General features: G+C 67.6%; 19 protein-coding genes and 1 pseudogene. 6 read left to right on the top strand and 14 right to left on the bottom strand.

What is annotated here, in order from left to right:
- Nucleotides 1-78: 78 nt before the first annotated feature.
- From NS4_RS16510 to NS4_RS16490, 5 genes and pseudogenes are all read right to left on the bottom strand, one after another.
- Nucleotides 79-273: pseudogene (locus NS4_RS16510) on the bottom strand (type I restriction enzyme endonuclease domain-containing protein); the annotation flags it as partial.
- 25 nt (nt 274-298) lie between these two features.
- Nucleotides 299-1,174, bottom strand: a complete 876-nt coding sequence (locus tag NS4_RS16505; RefSeq protein WP_063060433.1) for an LLM class F420-dependent oxidoreductase — start codon at nt 1,172-1,174, stop codon at nt 299-301.
- A gap of 244 nt (nt 1,175-1,418) precedes the next feature.
- Nucleotides 1,419-2,372 carry a hypothetical protein gene (locus tag NS4_RS16500; RefSeq protein ID WP_063060432.1) on the bottom strand — a complete coding sequence of 318 codons (954 nt, stop codon included), beginning with the start codon at nt 2,370-2,372 and terminating at the stop codon, nt 1,419-1,421.
- A complete protein-coding gene (locus NS4_RS16495; protein WP_063060431.1) occupies nt 2,356-3,468 on the bottom strand; it encodes a DUF3696 domain-containing protein in 1,113 nt (370 codons plus the stop codon). Before NS4_RS16495 ends, NS4_RS16500 begins: the two co-directional genes overlap by 17 nt.
- A complete protein-coding gene (locus tag NS4_RS16490) occupies nt 3,465-4,625 on the bottom strand; it encodes a DUF262 domain-containing protein (protein ID WP_063060430.1) in 1,161 nt (386 codons plus the stop codon). Before NS4_RS16490 ends, NS4_RS16495 begins: the two co-directional genes overlap by 4 nt.
- A 398-nt stretch (nt 4,626-5,023) precedes the next feature.
- Between NS4_RS16490 and NS4_RS16485 the strand changes: the two genes are divergently transcribed.
- From NS4_RS16485 to NS4_RS16475, 3 genes are read left to right on the top strand one after another with little or no spacing between them, the layout of a single operon-like run.
- The gene (locus tag NS4_RS16485; protein ID WP_063060429.1) at nt 5,024-5,941 is read left to right on the top strand and encodes a metal ABC transporter substrate-binding protein; all 918 of its coding nucleotides are present in this window, start codon (nt 5,024-5,026) and stop codon (nt 5,939-5,941) included.
- Nucleotides 5,938-6,672 carry a metal ABC transporter ATP-binding protein gene (locus NS4_RS16480; protein WP_063060428.1) on the top strand — a complete coding sequence of 245 codons (735 nt, stop codon included), beginning with the start codon at nt 5,938-5,940 and terminating at the stop codon, nt 6,670-6,672. The genes NS4_RS16485 and NS4_RS16480 overlap by 4 nt, the downstream gene beginning before the upstream one ends.
- Before the next feature lie 5 nt (nt 6,673-6,677).
- Nucleotides 6,678-7,586: a metal ABC transporter permease gene (locus NS4_RS16475; RefSeq protein WP_063060427.1), complete on the top strand. Its 909-nt coding sequence runs from the start codon at nt 6,678-6,680 to the stop codon at nt 7,584-7,586.
- Nucleotides 7,587-7,706: 120 nt separating this feature from the next.
- Here NS4_RS16475 and NS4_RS16470 read toward each other — a convergent pair whose 3' ends face one another.
- The 7 genes from NS4_RS16470 to NS4_RS16440 all read right to left on the bottom strand — a co-directional run bounded on the left by NS4_RS16470 (nt 7,707) and on the right by NS4_RS16440 (nt 12,513).
- A complete protein-coding gene (locus NS4_RS16470) occupies nt 7,707-8,390 on the bottom strand; it encodes a JAB domain-containing protein (protein WP_084487374.1) in 684 nt (227 codons plus the stop codon).
- A gap of 122 nt (nt 8,391-8,512) precedes the next feature.
- Nucleotides 8,513-8,710: a type II toxin-antitoxin system VapB family antitoxin gene (locus tag NS4_RS16465; RefSeq protein ID WP_063035759.1), complete on the bottom strand. Its 198-nt coding sequence runs from the start codon at nt 8,708-8,710 to the stop codon at nt 8,513-8,515.
- 187 nt (nt 8,711-8,897) lie between these two features.
- Nucleotides 8,898-10,145, bottom strand: a complete 1,248-nt coding sequence (locus tag NS4_RS16460) for a SatS C-terminal domain-containing protein (protein WP_063060426.1) — start codon at nt 10,143-10,145, stop codon at nt 8,898-8,900.
- 136 nt (nt 10,146-10,281) lie between these two features.
- Nucleotides 10,282-10,629, bottom strand: coding sequence for a YbaB/EbfC family nucleoid-associated protein (locus tag NS4_RS16455; protein WP_063060425.1), 348 nt, complete (start codon nt 10,627-10,629; stop codon nt 10,282-10,284).
- A 58-nt stretch (nt 10,630-10,687) separates the two neighbouring features.
- Nucleotides 10,688-11,038, bottom strand: coding sequence for a hypothetical protein (locus tag NS4_RS16450; RefSeq protein ID WP_063060424.1), 351 nt, complete (start codon nt 11,036-11,038; stop codon nt 10,688-10,690).
- Nucleotides 11,039-11,102: 64 nt separating this feature from the next.
- A complete protein-coding gene (locus NS4_RS16445) occupies nt 11,103-12,194 on the bottom strand; it encodes a C40 family peptidase (protein WP_174552101.1) in 1,092 nt (363 codons plus the stop codon).
- Between the two features lie 4 nt (nt 12,195-12,198).
- Entirely contained in the window at nt 12,199-12,513 is a 315-nt protein-coding gene (locus tag NS4_RS16440; protein ID WP_063060543.1) for a DUF2563 family protein, read from the bottom strand.
- Between the two features lie 151 nt (nt 12,514-12,664).
- On the opposite strand from NS4_RS16440, the gene upp reads away from it, so the two are divergent.
- Nucleotides 12,665-13,288: a uracil phosphoribosyltransferase gene (gene upp / locus NS4_RS16435; RefSeq protein ID WP_063060422.1), complete on the top strand. Its 624-nt coding sequence runs from the start codon at nt 12,665-12,667 to the stop codon at nt 13,286-13,288.
- Nucleotides 13,289-13,295: 7 nt separating this feature from the next.
- Here upp and NS4_RS16430 read toward each other — a convergent pair whose 3' ends face one another.
- A complete protein-coding gene (locus NS4_RS16430; protein WP_063060421.1) occupies nt 13,296-14,795 on the bottom strand; it encodes a phospho-sugar mutase in 1,500 nt (499 codons plus the stop codon).
- Nucleotides 14,796-15,575 (bottom strand): purine-nucleoside phosphorylase, encoded by a 780-nt coding sequence (locus tag NS4_RS16425; RefSeq protein ID WP_063060542.1) that lies wholly within the window; start codon nt 15,573-15,575, stop codon nt 14,796-14,798.
- A gap of 103 nt (nt 15,576-15,678) precedes the next feature.
- Here NS4_RS16425 and NS4_RS16420 point away from each other — a divergent pair, with 103 nt between their 5' ends.
- Both NS4_RS16420 and NS4_RS16415 read left to right on the top strand, forming a co-directional pair.
- Complete coding sequence (locus tag NS4_RS16420; protein WP_063060420.1) at nt 15,679-16,383, top strand: enoyl-CoA hydratase-related protein; 705 nt, start codon at nt 15,679-15,681, stop codon at nt 16,381-16,383.
- A gap of 288 nt (nt 16,384-16,671) precedes the next feature.
- Entirely contained in the window at nt 16,672-17,826 is a 1,155-nt protein-coding gene (locus tag NS4_RS16415; protein ID WP_439955791.1) for a M20 family metallopeptidase, read from the top strand.
- Nucleotides 17,827-17,875: the final 49 nt, after the last annotated feature.

Raw genomic sequence — 17,875 nt, 5'->3', positions numbered from 1 at the left:
GCCCAAGCGTACTGAGACCCCCCGACGTTTCCCGCTCTTATCGAGAGAGATTCATGGATGCACGCAGCTCGTCGAAGCTCAGGTCGAGGCCGCCCGATTCTCCTCCGCGTACCTCGGTGCCAGCACCTCCATCTGGTCGATGACCTGCCGGATCGCGGTCGGTTGCTTGTCCGGCGGGTAGCCGTACTTGCGTAACAGTCGTTTGATCGTCGAACGGAGCTTGGCCCGGACATCGTCACGGACCGTCCAATCGGTCTTCACGTCGCGCTTCATTCGATCGCGGCTCATGGTGATCGGGTCAGCGCACCAGCTGGATCAGCGGCGCGAACTTCTCCATATTGGGCTCGAGCACAGTGATGTAGTTGATGCCGTAGGTCTCGCGGCGCTCGCGCAGCCGGTCGGCCATCTGTTCCGGTGTGCCGACGAGGATGGTGATGAACTCTTCGAGTGGGTCGGTGTTGTGCGCGGGCAGGTGCGGCGCCAGTCGTTGGCGGGCTTCGTCGCGTTCGCCGGGCGAGACCAATGCTTGGATCAGCAGGTTCAGTTCGACAGTGTCGGCCCGGTCGCCCAGCAGCCGGCGTAGGTAGGCCATGCGGCCCGCGACCTCGGACGGCCCGGCCAGCGTCAGCTGCCCGTTACCGGCGGTCCCCGCTCCGGTGACCGCGACGATATCGGCATGCTCGGCTGCCACCCGCAGCATGCGCTCGCCCCAACCCGCGATCAGCAGGGGCGGGCCGCCTGCTTGTGCCGGGCGAGGCCGGTAGTCGGCGTCGGCGTAGAGGCGTTTCAGGGTTGCGGCAGTCTCGGCCACGTGGTCCACGCGTCGACCACCGCTGGGAAACGGAATGCCCGCGGTCTCGAACTCGGCCTCGACGTAGCCCGCGCCGAGTCCCAGCTCGACCCGGCCGCCGCTGAGCTGATCGACCGTCGCGACATCACGCGCCAGCAGCGCCGGATTATAAAAGGGCACATTGAGCACAAAGGTGTTGAGTCGCACCCGTTCCGTCGCCTCCGCGGCCAGCATCATCGCAGGGAACGGCGCAGGCAGGCCCAAGTGGTCCGGAATGCCGATCACGTCATAACCGAGCGCTTCCGCCCTTCGGCATTTCTCGACCCACTCGTCCCGGGAATCCGAGGAGACCATGTTCACACCGAACCGGAAATCCATACCCATCCTCTCTTTCTACCAAGCGCAGCCGAAGCGAGTTCGGAACCGGAATCATCTGGCAGATCGCCGACGACGCCGGACCCCGTGCGGTCCACGTGCGCCCGGTCCAACACCTTGTTTCATTGAGCGAAGTTGAAAATTAGGGTTCCCGAACTTATGGCCTAGCGCGGAAGGCGGGTGGTTCGGTATGCAGGTGCCAGGCCGTGCTTCCGTCGTAGCTATAGACGCTGACAACCTTCGGCTCCCATACTCAGGTGTCCAGGTGCCCGTCGAACACACCGATGAGTATTTTGCCGTCGTGCTCGGCGAGGGGCAGCGAGAAGTGGATGCGGTCACGATCCCACAGACGCTTGCCGTGCCACTCGCAGCGGTATTCCCGCCCGCGGTATTCGATGTTCCGCTGCGCCCAGGCCCTTTTATCCTTCTTGGTCTTCGGGCTCTCCGGCGAGATATCGATGCCCAGCGCGCTGAATTCGCTGATCACGCGGTTGTGATCACCATGATGCTCGGCCAGGATTTCGGCGAAATGGTCGTCTACCGCAGCCAATACCCGGACGACCCAGGGCAGTACCTCGGTGTACACGCCGCGGAAGTGATGAAACCCGAGTGAATCCGCGAGGAGCAGACCGGGGAACGCCGACGCCGCCATTGCGAAGAACGAGGCCTCCGGCACCTGCTCTCGCAGTATTACACCGCGCCAGAAGTCTGGGATCTCGGTCTCGTCGGTGAGGATGTGCAGTTCGGTCCGGCCGGACTCGTGTTCGACGCTGATCCAGCCGGAAGACCATAGTGGACTGTGCACGACCAGGCAGGAGGTCATCCAGCCGGCAGCGCAGCGGTTCAGCGCATGTGCCATGCCCCAGGAGGTCTCGCGGGTCGTTCCGTGTACTCGGATCTCCTGCGGCAGATCTGCCTCGGACGGGGTGACGGCCCGACATTTGTCGAGTAGCCGGGCCAGCCGGACTCGTGTATCCCGGGGTACCCTGTCATCCGGCACGTACCAGAGGTCCGCGAGCGTGACTGTGTCCCAGCACTCGATCTCGTACGCGAAATCCATGATCGCTACCTGCCGACCATCGGCCAGCGGTTCCAGCAGATCAGCGAACCTCTCCAGCGCATCACACAGTTCAGTGGCGGACAGGCTGCCGAGTGCGAGGCTGCCTTCGTCGACAACCGTGCGGTACCGATCAGCGGCGTCGAGCACGGGCGAGTCTCCCCAGGTCGCTTTCGATTTGGTCGAAGAAGCCGCTGGGCCAATGGTCCAGCTCCCCCTTGTCGTTGATCTGGATCGGCGCGACGCCGTCCCGATCGAAATAGTGCACCACCATATCGCCCGCCCGCAGAGTCTCGTCTTCCGCCACAGCCAGGCGCGCGCCGTTCAGCACATGATCGCTGTGCGTCTCGACCACCACCTGTACACCGCTGCCCGCGACTCTGGCCAAGAACTGGCCGAGGCGAGACTGGCCGGCCGGGTGCAGGTGGGCTTCGGGGTTCTCGACGAGCAGCATATCCCCGGGCTGTGTCAGTAGACCCGCCACGATCACCGGAAGTGCGTAGGAGACACCGAAACCCGTGTTCACCGGTCGGATTTCCGCTCCGTAGCTGCCGGTTTCCTGGAATCGGATAGTGCTCGCCATGATTCCGGCGGCCCACTGTGCGGTGATGCGTATCGGCCGGATGATTTCCGAGGCCCACGCCTCGGCCTGGAGTCTCGGCGAGGCGCTCCCGGCTTCGGGGTGCTGGAGCTGTTCGCGGACGGTCAGCCGAGCGGTGACCTGTCGCATCTCCCGCAGCGCCAGCACCTGTGCCGTGAACTCACCATGCACGCCGACGCCGATCGCGTCCGGCTCCTGCGCGGATACTGACAAGATATCCCGTGGTCCAAGGCGTTCCGCGCAAAGGTAGGTGAATCCTGCGCCCGGATTACGGATTCCCGGTGCGTGGTGGTCGGGAGCGCTGTTCAGCGTGAGATGCAGCGCCTGTTCTTTATCCGGCACTCCGAACCGGTATTCCCAGCTCTCCGTCCCGCCGTTCGATGCTTCGGCGAGCCGCACGCAGATTTCCGGATTCGACGAGGCCGGGTGCAAGACCTCGAGAGCTTCTCCGAGTGTCAAGCCGTAGGGGCCGTTCAACTGAACAGTTCGGCCATCCCCGGTGGTCGCCTGGCGTGCAAGTAGCAGCGATTGCAGCACTGTACTTTTTCCACCGCCATTTACTCCGGTAAGAACGGTCAACGGCCGCATGGCGAATGATGCTTGTTCGAAGCATTTGAAATTCGAGATATCGAGGGACCCGATCATCTTCCGGCCTCCGCGTCCTCTGCTGCGGCTCGGAAGCGGTAGGCAACTCGCCGACGATCGGAAGTGGACGACGTGATGGCATCGAGGTATCGGATGTCGTGCGTCATCCTTGCCTGGGCGGCGTGCCTGATGTCATTGCGTCGTCGTTCCAGGTCGTCCCGCTCCGATTTTGCCACCGCGATAGACCAGGTTTCGAATAGTGCTCGGTTGATAGGCGAGCGTCGTACCGAACCCCGTGGCCATTTCCTAAAAGTGTGGTCACCGAAAATGGTATAGGCGTTGATCATCGCGGATTTGAATGTTTCCTCCAGCTCGCGGACTGTGCTGTCCGGAAGCTTCTCGGGATCATCCAACAGTCGTGTGGTGTGCATGAGAAAGCTTTCCATGACAGGTTGTTCGAAGTAGCGCTCGATGCCGAGCAGCCAGAATGCGGAGAAGCGAAGTGCCATCTCGCGGTCGTCCATTCGAATATGATCCGTGAGCCCATTGGTTGCCATGGAAAATTCGTCGGTGTGGGTCATTCGCTTCAATATTTCCCGGCTGCGTGATTTGCTCATGCAGTGTCGTATCTCTTGCGCGTTGAGCGGGGTGCCACCTGTGTTGATACGTTTGAAAATGTCGTACATCACGTCCGGTGTGGCGGTCGGATCGATGACATTGACGACTAATTGGGTGTTGTATATTCGACGCTGCCATTGGACGGGCAGGTCGGAGAAATACTTTCCGTCAGCACCCTTGACGTACTCTAGGCCCTTGAGAGAGAAGCGCGTATCCTCGCCGCGAACAAAATCATGCAATGTGGAAAGGCGCTGCAGGCCGTCCACCACGTGGAAGGCTGTGTCGCTGTCCTCGGCGAAGTAGAAGGCCGGCAACGGAATTTTCAGCAACAGTGACTCGACCAGCAGCGATTTCTGTTCCGGGCGCCATACTCGACCGCGTTGGAAGTCCGGTGCGAGTTCCAGCGACCCTTCGTCGATCTGATCGAGAATATTCCGTAAGGAAAACTGGCTGGTGTTGACGCGAATCTCTTCGGGATTCCAGGGGCGCTGGATCGCGGGAGCGTCGGCGTCGGGTGCTTCGACTTCCACACCTGTAGCCATGCCCTCGAAAACGTCTTCCACCACGTCTGGCGTGCCCTGTGTTCCCTCCGCAGTCATGCCAGGCATCCTACGTCGCCGTCATGGGCAATCGGGTCTCTCGAACCGGTTCGGTCAGGCCACTTCCCGGCGTCATGCGATCCGCGGTTGCCCACCCACCGGCTCGGTAAGCGCGGCGGGCGATCAGTCCGCTGCAACGCGGTTGGCAACGGCCTCGGTCCGTTTGCTTCCGCGCTCGTCGAACTGTGTGTCCCTCGGCGAAGCGCGGGGAGTCGAGGGGTTGTCGATGACGCAGGGCGTTGTGTGGGTTGTGCGACGCGTCGGATGGGTGCCGGCGGGAGCTTCTGCCTCGACGGGCACTCCGCCGGGGGACGCATTCCCCAAGATCTTCCATTGGGCGAAGTTGTAAATTAGGTTGGCCGAACTTATCATCGAACGCGGAAGGTGGGTGGTTCGGTATGCAGGTATTTCCCCGGATCGCCGCCGTGCTCGCGGCCTGCGGTCTCACCGTCGTGCTCACCGCCTGCGATACATTCCATCTGCCGCGTACCGGTGAACCGGTCGTCGTCACCTCCTTCACCGTGCTGGCCGATATCGCGTCGAACGTCGCGGGCGGTCACCTCGAGGTGCAATCGCTCACCAAGCCCGGTGCCGAAATCCACGGCTACGAGCCCACCCCGGGCGATATCAAACGCGCCGCCAAAGCGGATCTGATCCTCGACAACGGGATGAACCTGGAGGCCTGGTTCGGTCAGTTCGTCGCCGACCTGGACGCCGAGCACATCACCGTGAGCGAAGGGGTCGCCTCGGTCCCGATCACCTCCGACGCCTATGCCGGGAAACCCAATCCGCATGCCTGGATGTCACCGCTGAACGTGCGCGTCTATGTGGACAATATGGTCGCGGCCTTCGCCCGCCTCGTGCCCGAGCACGCGGCGGACTTCCACGCCAACGGCGAGGCCTACAAGCAGCAGTTGCAGCAGGTCCACGACGAACTCGTCGCTGACCTCGCGAACCTGCCCCGGCGCCAGCGCGCGCTGGTGACCTGCGAGGGCGCCTTCTCCTATCTGGCCCGTGACGCCGGCCTGTCGGAGTACTACCTCTGGGCGGTCAATGCCGAGCAGCAGGCCACCCCGCAGCAGATCACCCGGGTCATCGAGTATGTCCGGGACCACGAGGTTCCGGCGGTATTCTGCGAATCCACCGTCTCCGACGCCCCGATGCGCCGGGTCGTCGAGGCCACCGGGGCGAGATTCGGCGGGGTGCTCTACGTGGATTCGCTGTCGGCGGCCGACGGCCCGGTGCCGACCTATCTCGACCTCATCCGGCACGACGCCGAAACCATCGCCGCAGCACTCACCGGGAGCAGGCCATGACAATCCCCGCGATCGACGTCGACGGCGTCACCGTCTACTACGGCGAGGTCCAGGCACTCGACCAGGTCCGGCTCACTGTGGACGCCGGCCGCGTCTGCGCGCTCATCGGGATGAACGGGTCCGGGAAATCAACCCTGTTCAGAACCCTCATGGGAATGATCACTCCCGACCGCGGCACCGTCCGGATCGGCGGGGCCGCCCCGGTCGCGGCCCGGCGGGCCGGGCTCCTCGGTTATGTTCCGCAGAACGAGGCCGTGGACTGGTCGTTCCCGCTGTCGGTGCGCGATGTTGTGACCACCGGGCGGTACGGCCGGATGGGGTTCACCCGGCGGGCGAGCCGGGCCGACCGGGCGGCCGTGGAGGAGGCGCTGGAGCGGGTCGAACTGACCGAACTGGCCGACCGCCAGATCGGCCGGCTCTCCGGTGGCCAGCGCAAACGCGCGTTCGTGGCCCGCGGTATCGCGCAGGGCGCCCGGATCCTGCTGCTCGACGAACCGTTCGCCGGGGTGGACAAACGCTCCGAGGCGACGATCACCGGGCTACTCCGCGAACTCGCGGCCGACGGGGCGACCGTCCTGATCTCCACCCACGATCTGCACGCCTTGCCCGGCCTGGCCGACGAGGCCGTGCTGCTGATGCGGCGGGTACTCGTCCACGGCGCACCGGAGGAGGCCCTGCGGCCGGAGAACCTCGCCCTCGCCTTCGGCCTCGACGTCATCGGACAGCGGTGAGCGCGATGGACCTGATCGAATTCCTGCTCGAACCCATGCGCTACGCGTTCATGGTGCGCGCGCTCACCGCCAGCCTCGTCGCGGCCGTCGTCTGCGGACTGCTGTCCTGCTGGTTGGTCCTGGTGGGCTGGTCGCTGATGGGAGACGCGGTGTCGCACGCGGTGCTGCCGGGCGTGGTGCTGGCCTATATCGCAGGGGTGCCGTTCGCCGTCGGGGCGGTGATCTTCGGATTCCTGGCGGTCGGATTGATCGGCGTGGTCCGTGACACCAGCCGGGTGAAGGAGGACGCCGCCATCGGCATCGTGTTCACCACGCTGTTCTCCTTCGGCCTGGTACTCGTCTCGGTGACGCCCAGCAATACCGACCTCAACCACATCATCTTCGGCAACCTGCTGGGCGTGAGCCAGGAGGAACTGGCCCAGATCGCGGGACTGGCCGCGCTGGTCTTCGTGGCGCTCGTCCTCAAACGCCGCGATTTCACGCTCTACGCGTTCGACCCCACCCACGCCTACGCCCTCGGCCTGAACCCGCGAGTCCTGGGCGCGGCCCTGCTCGGACTGCTCGCGCTGACCTCGGTGGTGGCCCTGCAGGCGGTCGGGGTGATCCTCGTGGTGGCCATGCTGATCATTCCCGGCGCCACCGCCTACCTGCTCACCGACCGGTTCGGGCGGATGCTGGTGATCGCCCCGGTGCTCTCGGCGCTCTGCGCGGTCACCGGCCTGTACGTGAGCTATTACGCCGACACCGCACCGGGAGCGACCACTGTGCTGGCCCAGGGCATCGTCTTCACCGCGGTGTATCTGTTCGCACCCCAGCAGGGCCTGATCGGTTCCCGGCTGGCGGCCGGTCGCCGCCGGGGCCGCGAGATACCCGCGGGATCGACGGCTGCCGTGGCAGTCGAACCGAGAACCTGACGGGCCCGAGATACCGGAAATACGCGTTCATGACCGGCACCGAGCGAGAGCCGCTCGGTCGGATACGGCCGGGATCCGCATGCGCTACCGAGCCGGCGGTGAGCGGGCGTGGGGGTGGATTCACGGGAAGGCATCCTCGAACGGGGCGGCCCGCCGCCAGCAGTCGCCCGCGATCACCACATGGTCGAGGAACCGCAGGCCGACCGTTCGCGCCGCCGCGGCGAGCAGGGTGCTGGCCCGGCGATCGTCCGGGCTGGGGGTCGGGTCACCGGAGGGATGATTGTGTGCCAGCGCGAAGGCGCGACCGTCGTGGCGTAGGACCGTGTTCAGTATCTCGCGCACCGGTACCGCGACCTCGTCGATGGCGCCCTCGGCGACGAAGACCCGCTGCCGTGGCCGGTTGCGCGCGTCGCAGATCAGCACCAGCAGCCGCTCCACCCGGGCCCCGGCGAACAGCGGGGCGGCCTCCCGGGCCACATCGTCGGCGCGCAGCAGCGGTGCCGGGGCCTGCGTGCCGGTGCGGGCCCGGGCGGCGAGCTGGAACGCGGCGGCGATGGCCGCGGCCTTGGCCACTCCCACACCGGGCCGGCGCACCAGTTCCTCGGGCCGTGCCGAGGCCAATCCGCACACTCCGCCGAACTCGGCGAGCAGGGCCAGGGCGAGCTCGACTGCGCTCTCGCCGCGGCGGCCCTGACCGAGCAGCAGGGCGAGCAGCTCACCGTCGTTCAACGCTTGGGGGCCGAGCGCGCACAGGCGTTCCCGCGGCCGCTGTGCCCTGGGCAGATCGGTGATCGGTACCGGCATGATTCCCCCTCCAGATTCCGTGCCATCATGCCAGCGGGTACCGACAGTTCCGGTGGGTCCGGCCGGGATCGGAGGGGACAGGTGCCCGGCCCGGATCGGCGGGGACGGGTGCCCGGCCCGGATCAGCCGTCGACCACCGCCGGCTGCGGGGAACGGTTCAGCGCCGACGCCGCCAGCCGCTCGAAATGCCGTAGCTGCCGCTCGTGCACCACGATCCGGCGCAGCGCCTCGTGAATGGTCGCCTTGTTCGACGCCGTGCCCATGATGGCCCCGGCAGCCGCCAGCAGATCCTGATCGAGCTCGATCCGCACTGTCGGCATGCGTCCTCCTTAGTACATCCGCCCTTATACGGCGGCGTGTCACCGCCGACCGGGACGAACCGGGCAGTGGCTGCGCAACGACAACGCCGCTGGCCAGTCAGTTTGCCCAGTCGCTGCCGGTTTATCGACCGATTGTCACGCCGTGTGTCCACATCGAGACCTAGGGTCCCGACCGCCGCGGGGCGGGTCAGTGCGGAGACAGGCGCGACTCGAAATTACGTTCGAGTTCGCGCCAGGCGCGCGCCTCGGCGTCGAACGGCGGATTGGGCGCCATCCGGGTCGGGTCCGGATTCAGCAGGTAGGACACATACCACCCGAGCGGGGTCGATTTGGACAGGGCCTGTTCCACCGCGTCGTCGTCGGCGTAGTCGGCGGCATCGGAGAACAGCTCCAAGACCAGGTCGAGCTGCTCGGTATCGACCGCTTCCGGTCCCTCGGCCAGGTCATCGGCCAGGCCGGGCAGTACGTAGACGTTCTCCTCGGTGACCTCGACCTCGAGCGATCCGTCGATGGCGGCGGTCTGCACTTCGGCGAAGGTACTGATCCGTGCCAGATCGTGTTCGTGGTCGTCGGCGAGATACCGGGCAAGTGCCCGCTCGCTGGCGAATACCGAAATCGAGTTTCCGGCCCCGAGGAAGATCGGTTCGTCGTCGAGATAGCAGCGCAGGGTGAAGTATTCGGTATCGGCCGTCACGATCTTGACCGGGTCGATCCCGACCTCTTCCCAGAAGGTGAGCTCCGCGTCTTCGTCGTCGTCCTCGTCCAGGTCGACCGGCTCGAAATCGCTGTCGTCGTCGGTGTCGGCCGCGTCGTCGGCGTCGACCTCGTTCTCCTCGGCGGCCAGCAACTCGGCCTCGGCCAGGGCGACCGCCTCGGCGTCGACCTCGGGCACCCGCACCACCGAATCGATGGCGTCGAGCACATCATCCCAGCTCTTGGCCACCGCGGCACCGATCTGATCCCACAGTTCCTCGCCGTCGCGGCCCGCGAACATATGGGTGCCGCCGGCCAGGGCGCCCAGTGACGGATGCGAACCGAAGAACTTGGTCACCGTTTCGAGCTCGCAGACCTCACCGATATTGCGCACCATGGCCAAGGTGTCCTCCAACTCGGCGACGGTGTCCACATCCGGGTCACCGGCGGCCAGTTCCGGCACACCGACCAGATCGAAGGAGTAGTTGTCGCCGGGCTCGAGCTCGGCGGCCGATAGGCCCGCGACCACCTTCCATGCCGGGTGGTCGATCAGATCGTTGTCCGCGTCGGTCCGGATGAAGGCCGCTAGTTCGGCCACGGACTCGAAGCCGTAGAGGGCGTCCTCGTGTCCTAGGAACGCCTCCCACTCGTCGTCACCGTCACGCCAGCGCGGTGCCCACAGGGTGACAAGATCGCCGTCGGTCAGACCGAGCTCGATCGGGACGATGTCTCCAGAAGCCATACGCGGAAGCCTAATAGGTCCAGCTGGGCGGAGCCCACTCCTGGTGCGCACAGCTGCAGCGGAGGCGGGGTTTCCGGGGCCGCGGCCCGCGCGCAACCGCGCCGCGCGGGCCAGGTGTGCCCGGCGAGCTGCCCGATCAGGCGCCGCCCGGTCCGGTTCCGGTCGGTTCGACCACTCCCTGAGGTGCCGGTGCGAACGATTCGTTCAGCGCGGCAACGACCTCCGAACGCTGCCCGCCGGCGTCCTCGGCCGCCTGCCGGCAAGCCCAGATGATGAGCTGGGCGGCTTCGGCGGGCGGTAACGCGGTCACCGCCTCGGTGAGTTGCAGACTCACCAGTGCGCCGTCGCTGTCGACCTCGGCGGTGACCATCCCATCCTCGGTGCCGAACCGGCCGCGGACCTGCTTGAGTCCGTACAGGGCCGCTTCCAATGCCTCCAGTTTCCGCGTGGCGCCGGCGACCAGGGCGTCCATTTCCGCGCTCATACATCTCTCCTGGGTCCGAGCGGGAATCCGCTGTGGTGGTGTCGCGTGTGCGGGCCGCTCATACCGGTCTCATCCAACTTGTCGGACCGGTGTCGGCATCGTCCATCCGGTCCAGTTCGTCGACCGCCTGCTGCCGGGTGGGCAGACCGAGCTGGTCCAGGATGTCGGCCGGCATACCGTTCTCCGCCAGCAATTCCCGGCGCTTGGCCTTGGCCGCGATGGTGGAACGACGGGTCAGCCGCAGGATCTCATCGGCGAGAGCTTGTGCGCCGTAACGGTATTCGCTGCGTTCGAATTTGATCTCCACCGGCATGCCCTGGTCGGTGGCGCGCACCGACAGCGTGCCGGTTCGATTGCGGCTGACCGCCATCGTGACGTTCGGCACCTCGGGAAGCTGCTGCTCACTCATAATTCTGTCCACTCGTCATGATCGGCTGTCCGTCCCCGATAAGGGTGTCTGTACTGGGTGCGGTTCATTCTGTGGGCCGGTAGAACCCGAGGAATTCCATGCCGCTGTTCTCTGTCCGGACCGAGCTGATCTGCACCGGGTCACCGGCTTCGATCAACTGGCCGTTGCCGACCACCATCGCCACATGGCCGTCCCATACCGCGAGATCGCCGGGCATGAGATCGCCCGGCGACACCGGGGTGGCGCCGTTGGCCTGCTCATGGGCCAGCCGGGGCAGCTCCACGCCGGCCTCGCCGTATGCGTATTTGGTCATCCCGCTGCAGTCCAGCCCGGCGCCGGGGGTGTTGCCGCCCCAGACATAGGGGGTGCCGAGCGTGCCCAGGGCCGATTTCACCGCGGTGGCGGCCTTTTCGTTCGGCGCCTCCACCACACTGCCGTCCGGCAGGGTGACCTTTACGCCCTCGCCCGTGGTGGTACCGGTCGAGGTGGCGGTTTTCTGCGGGGTCCCGGAGCTGGAGGTGGTGCCGCTCGGGCTCGACGACATGGCGGTGCTCATCATCGAGCCGGCCATCCCGGCCGCAGTGCTCAGCCCCGACGCCACCGTCGACACGGCCTGGGTGCTCACCGGCGCGGTACCGGCGGCCGACGGGGTGGGCGGTGGCGGGGTGAGTTCGTTCATCGAGGAGGTCTGGGTCTGCAGTTCGTTCTGCACCCGGCCCACCACGCCCAGCGCCTGGCCCAGATGATCGATCGCGGACCCCACCAGCAGCGACATACCCGCCGGGGTGCTCAGGGCGGGCGCGGCCGCGGCAGCGGTGTTCACGAACGACTGCGCGATGGCGGTGAGATCCTTGTTGCCGGTCTCCACATGCGCCGCGGCCTGGCCCATCACGGTGGCCATCTCGTTGCCGCGGTCGGAGATGCTCGCGGCCGAGGTCTGCACGCGCAGCGCCTTCGAGGTCGCGGCGTCCGCGCCGGTACCGTCCCATGCGGTGTTCATCTGATTGATGCCGCTGCGGCCCAGCGTGTGGACCTGGTCGATCGCCGTGGACGCGGAACGCAGTGCGTCGCCGGGGCCACCGGTGGCCAGCACGCCGGTGCCGAAACTGGCGAGCAACTCGAGAATCGGCCTGGCCAGCGTATTGATATCGATCACCGGGTCACTCCCCGGCGACACCGCGCAGGGCGGCCGCATTGCTGGTATCGGCCTCGGCGTAACTCACCGCGGCCACACCGGCCGCCCCGCTCATCGTGCCCAGCACCGCGGACAGCTGGCCGATCGTCGCCACATGACCGGCGTGCGCGGCCGCGTAGGCCGCGAGGAAGTCGCCGCCGATCAGACCGAAGATCGGCCCCAGAACCGTGGGCGCCGCACCCGCGGCCCCGGCCCCCGCCGCCGCGAGTTCGGAGGCCATCACCCCGGCGGTGGTGCCGTAGGCCGCGATGCCCTGGGCATCGGCTGAGATGTTCACCATCAGAGGTTCCCCCATCGACTTCGTTAACGGGCAGAGTATGTCATCTACCGGTTTCGACGCATCGGCTTCCCGCACGGTTCCGCGGAATTCGATTTCCGCGAAAGTCACGGCGCGACGGCCGCCTCCACCCGCTCGACTTTATCGTTCCCTCATGCGCACGCACACGCTGGATCATCCGCTCGTGGCGATACTGCTCACCACGCTCCGCGACGAACGCACTCCCGACCCCGCCTTCCGGGCCGCCCTGCGGGACCTGTCCAGACTGCTGGTCTACGAGGCGCTGCGGGACGCGCCCGTAGAACATTTCGATATCACGACGCCGGTCGCGGCCACGCGCGGCGTGCGGCTGGCCCGGCCGCCGCTGCTGGTACCGGTCCTGCGGGCGGGACTCGGCATGGTCGGCGCCGCCACCGACCTCATTCCGGACTCACAGGTGGGGTTCGTCGGTGTCGCGCGAAACGAGGAGAGCCACCGTCCGGTCCCGTATCTGGAATCGCTGCCCGACGACCTGTCGGCCACCCCGGTGATGGTGCTGGACCCGATGCTGGCCACCGGCGGATCCATGCTGCACACGCTGGGTCTGGTGGCCGACCGGGGTGCGCTCGACATCACCGCCGTCTGCGTGGTGGCGGCGCCGGAAGGTATCGCGGCGCTGGCGGGTTCGGGATATCCGGTCCGGTTGGTGACGGCGGTGATCGACGACCGTCTCGACGAGGACGCCTTTATCGTGCCCGGTCTCGGCGACGCGGGGGACCGGCAGTTCGGACCGCGCTGAACCCGGCTCAGCCGGCGAGCGTGCGGCAGTAGTCGCGCAACTGCGAGAGCCGCTCCTGCGCGGCACCTCTGGCGGCCGGCAACCCGGCCGGGCCGGAAACCGGGTGCACCACCTCCAGATAGCATTTGAGCTTCGGTTCGGTGCCCGAGGGCCGGACGACCACCCGCACGCCGTCCCCGGTGAAGACCAGTGCGTCGGTACGCATCCGGCCCCGTAGCGCCGCCATGTCGGTGTAGTCGACCGCGGTCCCGGCCAGTGTTCCCGGCGGCGCGGCCCGCAGCGCCTCCACCACCGCGGCGGCCGCCCGCTGATCGGGCAGCCGTAGCGAGACCTGATCGCCGGCATGCACGCCGAATTCGATGGCCAGATCGTCGAGCTCGTCGTTCAATGTGCGGCCGCGGGCACGCAGCCGGGACACCAGGTCGGCGGCCAGCACCGCCGCGGAGATACCGTCCTTGTCGCGGACGGTCGCCGGATCCACACAGTGCCCGATCGCCTCCTCGTACGCGTAGACCAGGCCCTCGCCCGCGCGCGCCAGCCATTTGAAGCCGGTGAGGGTTTCGGCGTAGCGCGCGCCCCGCGCCGGCGCCAGCCGGGACAGCAGACGCGAGGAGACGATCGTGGTGGCGACCAGCGAGTCCGCGGGTGCGGTGCGCAGCACGTCGTCGGCCAGCAGCACCCCCGTCTCGTCCCCGCGCAGCATGCGCCACCCGTCCGGGGTGGGGACACCCAGCGCGCACCGGTCGGCGTCGGGATCCAGCGCCACGGCCAGATCGGCGTCCACCCGCTCGGCCAGCCGCAGCAGCAGATCCGCCGCTCCCGGCTCCTCCGGGTTCGGAAAGGCCACCGTGGGGAAATCGGGGTCGGGCGTGAACTGTTCGGTCACCGCGTGGATATCGGTGAAACCGGCGGCGGTGAGCGCGTGCACGGCGGTGGCGCCGCCGACACCGTGCAGCGGTGTGAATGCGATTCGGACCCCGGCGCGCTCCCCGGCACCGCCGAGCAGCCGCGGTAACTGCGCCACCCGCGCCAGATAGTGCGACAGGACCGCACCACCCGACGCGGCGACCCGAATGCGTCCGATCGGTTCGGTGACCGCCGTGATCCGCTGCTCGATCTCGGTATCGGCGGGCGGCGCCAGCTGGGCGCCGCCGTCGACGAAGACCTTGTACCCGTTGTCGCCGGGCGGATTGTGCGAGGCGGTGATCTGCACACCCGCCACCGCGCCCGATTCGCGCACGGCGAAGGCGGTCACCGGTGTCGGTAGCGGTTCGGGCAGCCGGGTCACCGCGAAACCGGCCGCGGCCAGCACCTCGGCGGTGACCGCCGCGAATTCCGCGGATCCGTGCCGGGCGTCCCGGCCGACCACCACCGTGCCGCCGCCGAGGCAGCGGTCCCGCAGCCAGGCTGCGAGCCCGGCCGTGGCCCGCGCCACCGTGGTCTCGTTCATCCCGTCCGGGCCGGGAGCCAGCGGTCCGCGCAGACCCGCCGTGCCGAAGGTCAGCATCTACAGCTGCTCCAGCACACCGCGCAGCAACTTGCCCAGTCGCGGCGCTGCCGCGCGGCCCTCCGCGAGCACCTCGGCATGGGCCAGCGGCGCCCCCGTGACCCCGGCCGCCAGGTTCGTGACCAGGGAGATGCCGAGCAGCCGGACGCCGAGGGCGCGCGCCGCGATGGCTTCCAGCACCGTCGACATCCCCACCAGATCGGCCCCGATCGTGGCCAGCATGCGGATCTCGGCGGGTGTCTCGTACTGCGGTCCGGTGAGCCCGGCGTACACACCCTCGGTCAGGTCCGGGTCGACACGCCGGGCGAGATCGCGCAACTCCGGATCCCAGGCGTCGACCAGATCGACGAAGGAAGGTCCGGTCAGCGGCGTGGTACCGGTGAGATTCAGGTGATCGCGCACCAGCACGGCGTCCCCGACCCGCATACCCGGGCGGATACCGCCGGCGGCGTTGGTGAGGATCACCGTCTCCGCGCCCGCCGCGATCGCGGTCCGCACCGGATGCACGACCTCCTCGGCGGAATGACCCTCGTACAGGTGCTGGCGTCCCATCAGCACGAGGGCGTGGGTGTCGCCGATCGATACCGACACCACCCGCCCCACATGACCTTGCGCCGTGGGCGCGGCGAATCCGGGCAGCTCGGGCATGGGTATCTCGGCGTTGGGGGTTCCGAGTTCGGCGGCGGCGTCCTGCCAGCCCGAACCCAGCACCACCGCGACCCGGTGTCGATCCACCGACGACCGGGCCGCGATCTCCTCGGCGGCCTCTTCGGCAAGCATGGCGGTCAGTGTATGGCCTCCCACGCCGTCGGCCGCTCCGAACCACCTCCGCCGGTTGGGCCTCCGGCGGTCCTCACCGTTCCGTAGCCGATACGCTGCACAGATGCCGTACCTGGAACGTGATGGGAACGTGTTTGTGCTGTCGCTGGGCAATGCGGGCCAGACCGACAGCGAGAACCGCTTCAGCCACGAGTGGATAGACGAGACGCACGCGCTGCTGGACACCGTAGTGGCCAGCGAGGGGCCCGCCGCGCTGGTGACGACCGCCACCGGCAAATTCTTCAGCAACGGACTCGACACCGACTGGCTGTTCGCGAATCTCGACCGGATGCACGGCTACCTCGACCGCGTGCACAGCGTGTTCAGCAGGCTTCTAGCGTTCCCGCTGCCCACCGTCGCGGCCGTCAACGGTCATGCCTTCGGCGCCGGCGCCATGCTCGCCACCTCCCACGATTTCCGGGTGATGCGCGCCGACCGCGGGTTCTGGTGCCTACCCGAGGTGCACCTCGGAATGCCGTTCACCGTCGGGATGAACGCCCTGCTCAGCACCCGGTTGACCAACCAGGTGGCGGTCGCGGCCATGACCACCGGCCACCGGTTCGGCGCGGCGGAAGCCCGAGCGGCGGGTATCGTGGACGACATCGCCGAAGCCGAAGCGCTACGCGCCGCCGCGGTGGAGCGGGCCGCCGGGCTGGCCGCCAATCGGACGCCCAGCCTGCCCGTCATCAAACGCTCTCTGCACGCCACGGCGCTGGCCGGCCTCGCGGTGCCGACCACGCCCGATAACCTGGCATTCGCCTCGAACTAGCCCGGAGCGAGCCGGCCGGGCGGCGACCGGCTCGCCCTCGCCCCACCGGACACGCGGGTGCGGCGCGGATGCCGCCGCGCGGGGATGCGGTAGCGGTGCGAAACTGGAGGATACGGCCGTTCCCCGGGGGATAGCGGAACCGCCGGTATGTACCGCGGCCACGGCCGCGGCCGATACGTGTACGGGCGATCCGCGCACGTGGCGAAGTGGTTCACAGCTGCTCGTTCTACGACAGGAGGACATTCGGTGAGCACAACCGGCCGTACGGTGCGAGACGGACAGGACGCGGTGACGGCGTGGCTGGCCGAGCACACGGTCGATCTCGTTCAATGGCGCCGGCACATCCACGCCAACCCGGAGTTATCCCGCACCGAATTCGCGACCACCGAATTCGTCGGCACCTGGCTGACGAAGGCCGGACTCTCGTTCCGGGTGCTGCCGAGCGGCACCGGCCTGATCTGCGATATCGGTCCCGAGGACGCGCCGCGGATCGCGTTGCGCGCCGATATGGACGCGCTGGCGCTCCAGGAGTTCACCGGCCGGCCCTTCGCCTCGACGGTGCCCGGCGTCTCGCATGCCTGCGGCCACGACGCGCACACCAGCATTCTGCTCGGGACCGCGCTGGCACTGGCCGACCTCGATCTCCCGGTAGGGGTCCGGCTGATCTTCCAGCACGCCGAAGAGGTCATGCCCGGCGGTGCCATCGATATGGTCGCGGCCGGCGCGATGACCGGCGTGGACCGGGTCTTCGCCCTGCACTGCGATCCGCGCCTGGAAGCCGGCAAGGTCGGCATCCGGGTCGGTGCCATCACCTCCGCCGCCGATACCGTCGAACTGGTGCTGGACTCGCCCGGCGGGCACACCTCCCGCCCGCACCTCACCAGCGACCTCGTCTACGCGATCGGCACCGTCATCACCGGTCTGCCCGGCCTGCTCACCCGCCGGATCGACCCGCGCACCAGCACGGTCATGGTGTGGGGCGCCGTCAGCGCCGGCAAGGCCCCGAACGCGATCCCGCAGACCGGTATGCTCACCGGCACCGTCCGCACCGGCGATCACGCCACCTGGTCACTGCTCGAACCGATGGTGCGTGAGATCGTCGACGGCCTGCTCGCACCGACCGGCGTGCGCTACCAACTCGACTACCGGCGCGGTGTGCCGCCGGTGGTCAACGACGAACAATCGGTCCGCATGCTCAGCGACGCGGTCCGCGCCATCGGTCCCGACGCCCTCGCCGACACCCCGCAATCCGGCGGCGGCGAGGATTTCTCCTGGTACCTGGAGGAAGTTCCCGGCGCCATGGCCCGGCTCGGCGTCTGGTCCGGCGAAGGACCTCAGCTCGACCTGCACCAGCCGACGTTCGACCTCGACGAACGGGCACTGCCGGTGGGCGTGCGGACCTTCACCAACATCGTTCTACAAGCGGGGCAGGAACTGGCCTGACCCGGGGCACCGACCGCGAAGCTGGGTACGTGAGCTCGCTCGTGAGGGT

The sequence above is a fragment of the Nocardia sienata NBRC 100364 genome, from assembly GCF_001613205.1.
Classification (GTDB): Bacteria; Actinomycetota; Actinomycetes; order Mycobacteriales; family Mycobacteriaceae; genus Nocardia; species Nocardia sienata.
This window is presented reverse-complemented; position numbering and strand designations above follow the sequence as displayed.

Excerpts from the sequence above, each read along its gene's own strand:
- NS4_RS16460 (WP_063060426.1), bottom strand. The coding sequence starts at position 10,145 with ATGGCTTCTGGAGACATCGTCCCGATCGAGCTCGGTCTGACCGACGGC.
- NS4_RS16420 (WP_063060420.1), top strand. The coding sequence starts at position 15,679 with ATGCCGTACCTGGAACGTGATGGGAACGTGTTTGTGCTGTCGCTGGGC.
- NS4_RS16425 (WP_063060542.1), bottom strand. The coding sequence starts at position 15,575 with ATGCTTGCCGAAGAGGCCGCCGAGGAGATCGCGGCCCGGTCGTCGGTG.
- NS4_RS16450 (WP_063060424.1), bottom strand. The coding sequence starts at position 11,038 with ATGAGTGAGCAGCAGCTTCCCGAGGTGCCGAACGTCACGATGGCGGTC.
- NS4_RS16475 (WP_063060427.1), top strand. The coding sequence starts at position 6,678 with ATGGACCTGATCGAATTCCTGCTCGAACCCATGCGCTACGCGTTCATG.
- NS4_RS16440 (WP_063060543.1), bottom strand. The coding sequence starts at position 12,513 with ATGGTGAACATCTCAGCCGATGCCCAGGGCATCGCGGCCTACGGCACC.
- NS4_RS16495 (WP_063060431.1), bottom strand. The coding sequence starts at position 3,468 with ATGATCGGGTCCCTCGATATCTCGAATTTCAAATGCTTCGAACAAGCA.
- upp (WP_063060422.1), top strand. The coding sequence starts at position 12,665 with ATGCGCACGCACACGCTGGATCATCCGCTCGTGGCGATACTGCTCACC.
- NS4_RS16470 (WP_084487374.1), bottom strand. The coding sequence starts at position 8,390 with ATGCCGGTACCGATCACCGATCTGCCCAGGGCACAGCGGCCGCGGGAA.
- NS4_RS16455 (WP_063060425.1), bottom strand. The coding sequence starts at position 10,629 with ATGAGCGCGGAAATGGACGCCCTGGTCGCCGGCGCCACGCGGAAACTG.
- NS4_RS16465 (WP_063035759.1), bottom strand. The coding sequence starts at position 8,710 with ATGCCGACAGTGCGGATCGAGCTCGATCAGGATCTGCTGGCGGCTGCC.
- NS4_RS16490 (WP_063060430.1), bottom strand. The coding sequence starts at position 4,625 with ATGACTGCGGAGGGAACACAGGGCACGCCAGACGTGGTGGAAGACGTT.
- NS4_RS16485 (WP_063060429.1), top strand. The coding sequence starts at position 5,024 with ATGCAGGTATTTCCCCGGATCGCCGCCGTGCTCGCGGCCTGCGGTCTC.
- NS4_RS16505 (WP_063060433.1), bottom strand. The coding sequence starts at position 1,174 with ATGGGTATGGATTTCCGGTTCGGTGTGAACATGGTCTCCTCGGATTCC.
- NS4_RS16480 (WP_063060428.1), top strand. The coding sequence starts at position 5,938 with ATGACAATCCCCGCGATCGACGTCGACGGCGTCACCGTCTACTACGGC.
- NS4_RS16430 (WP_063060421.1), bottom strand. The coding sequence starts at position 14,795 with ATGCTGACCTTCGGCACGGCGGGTCTGCGCGGACCGCTGGCTCCCGGC.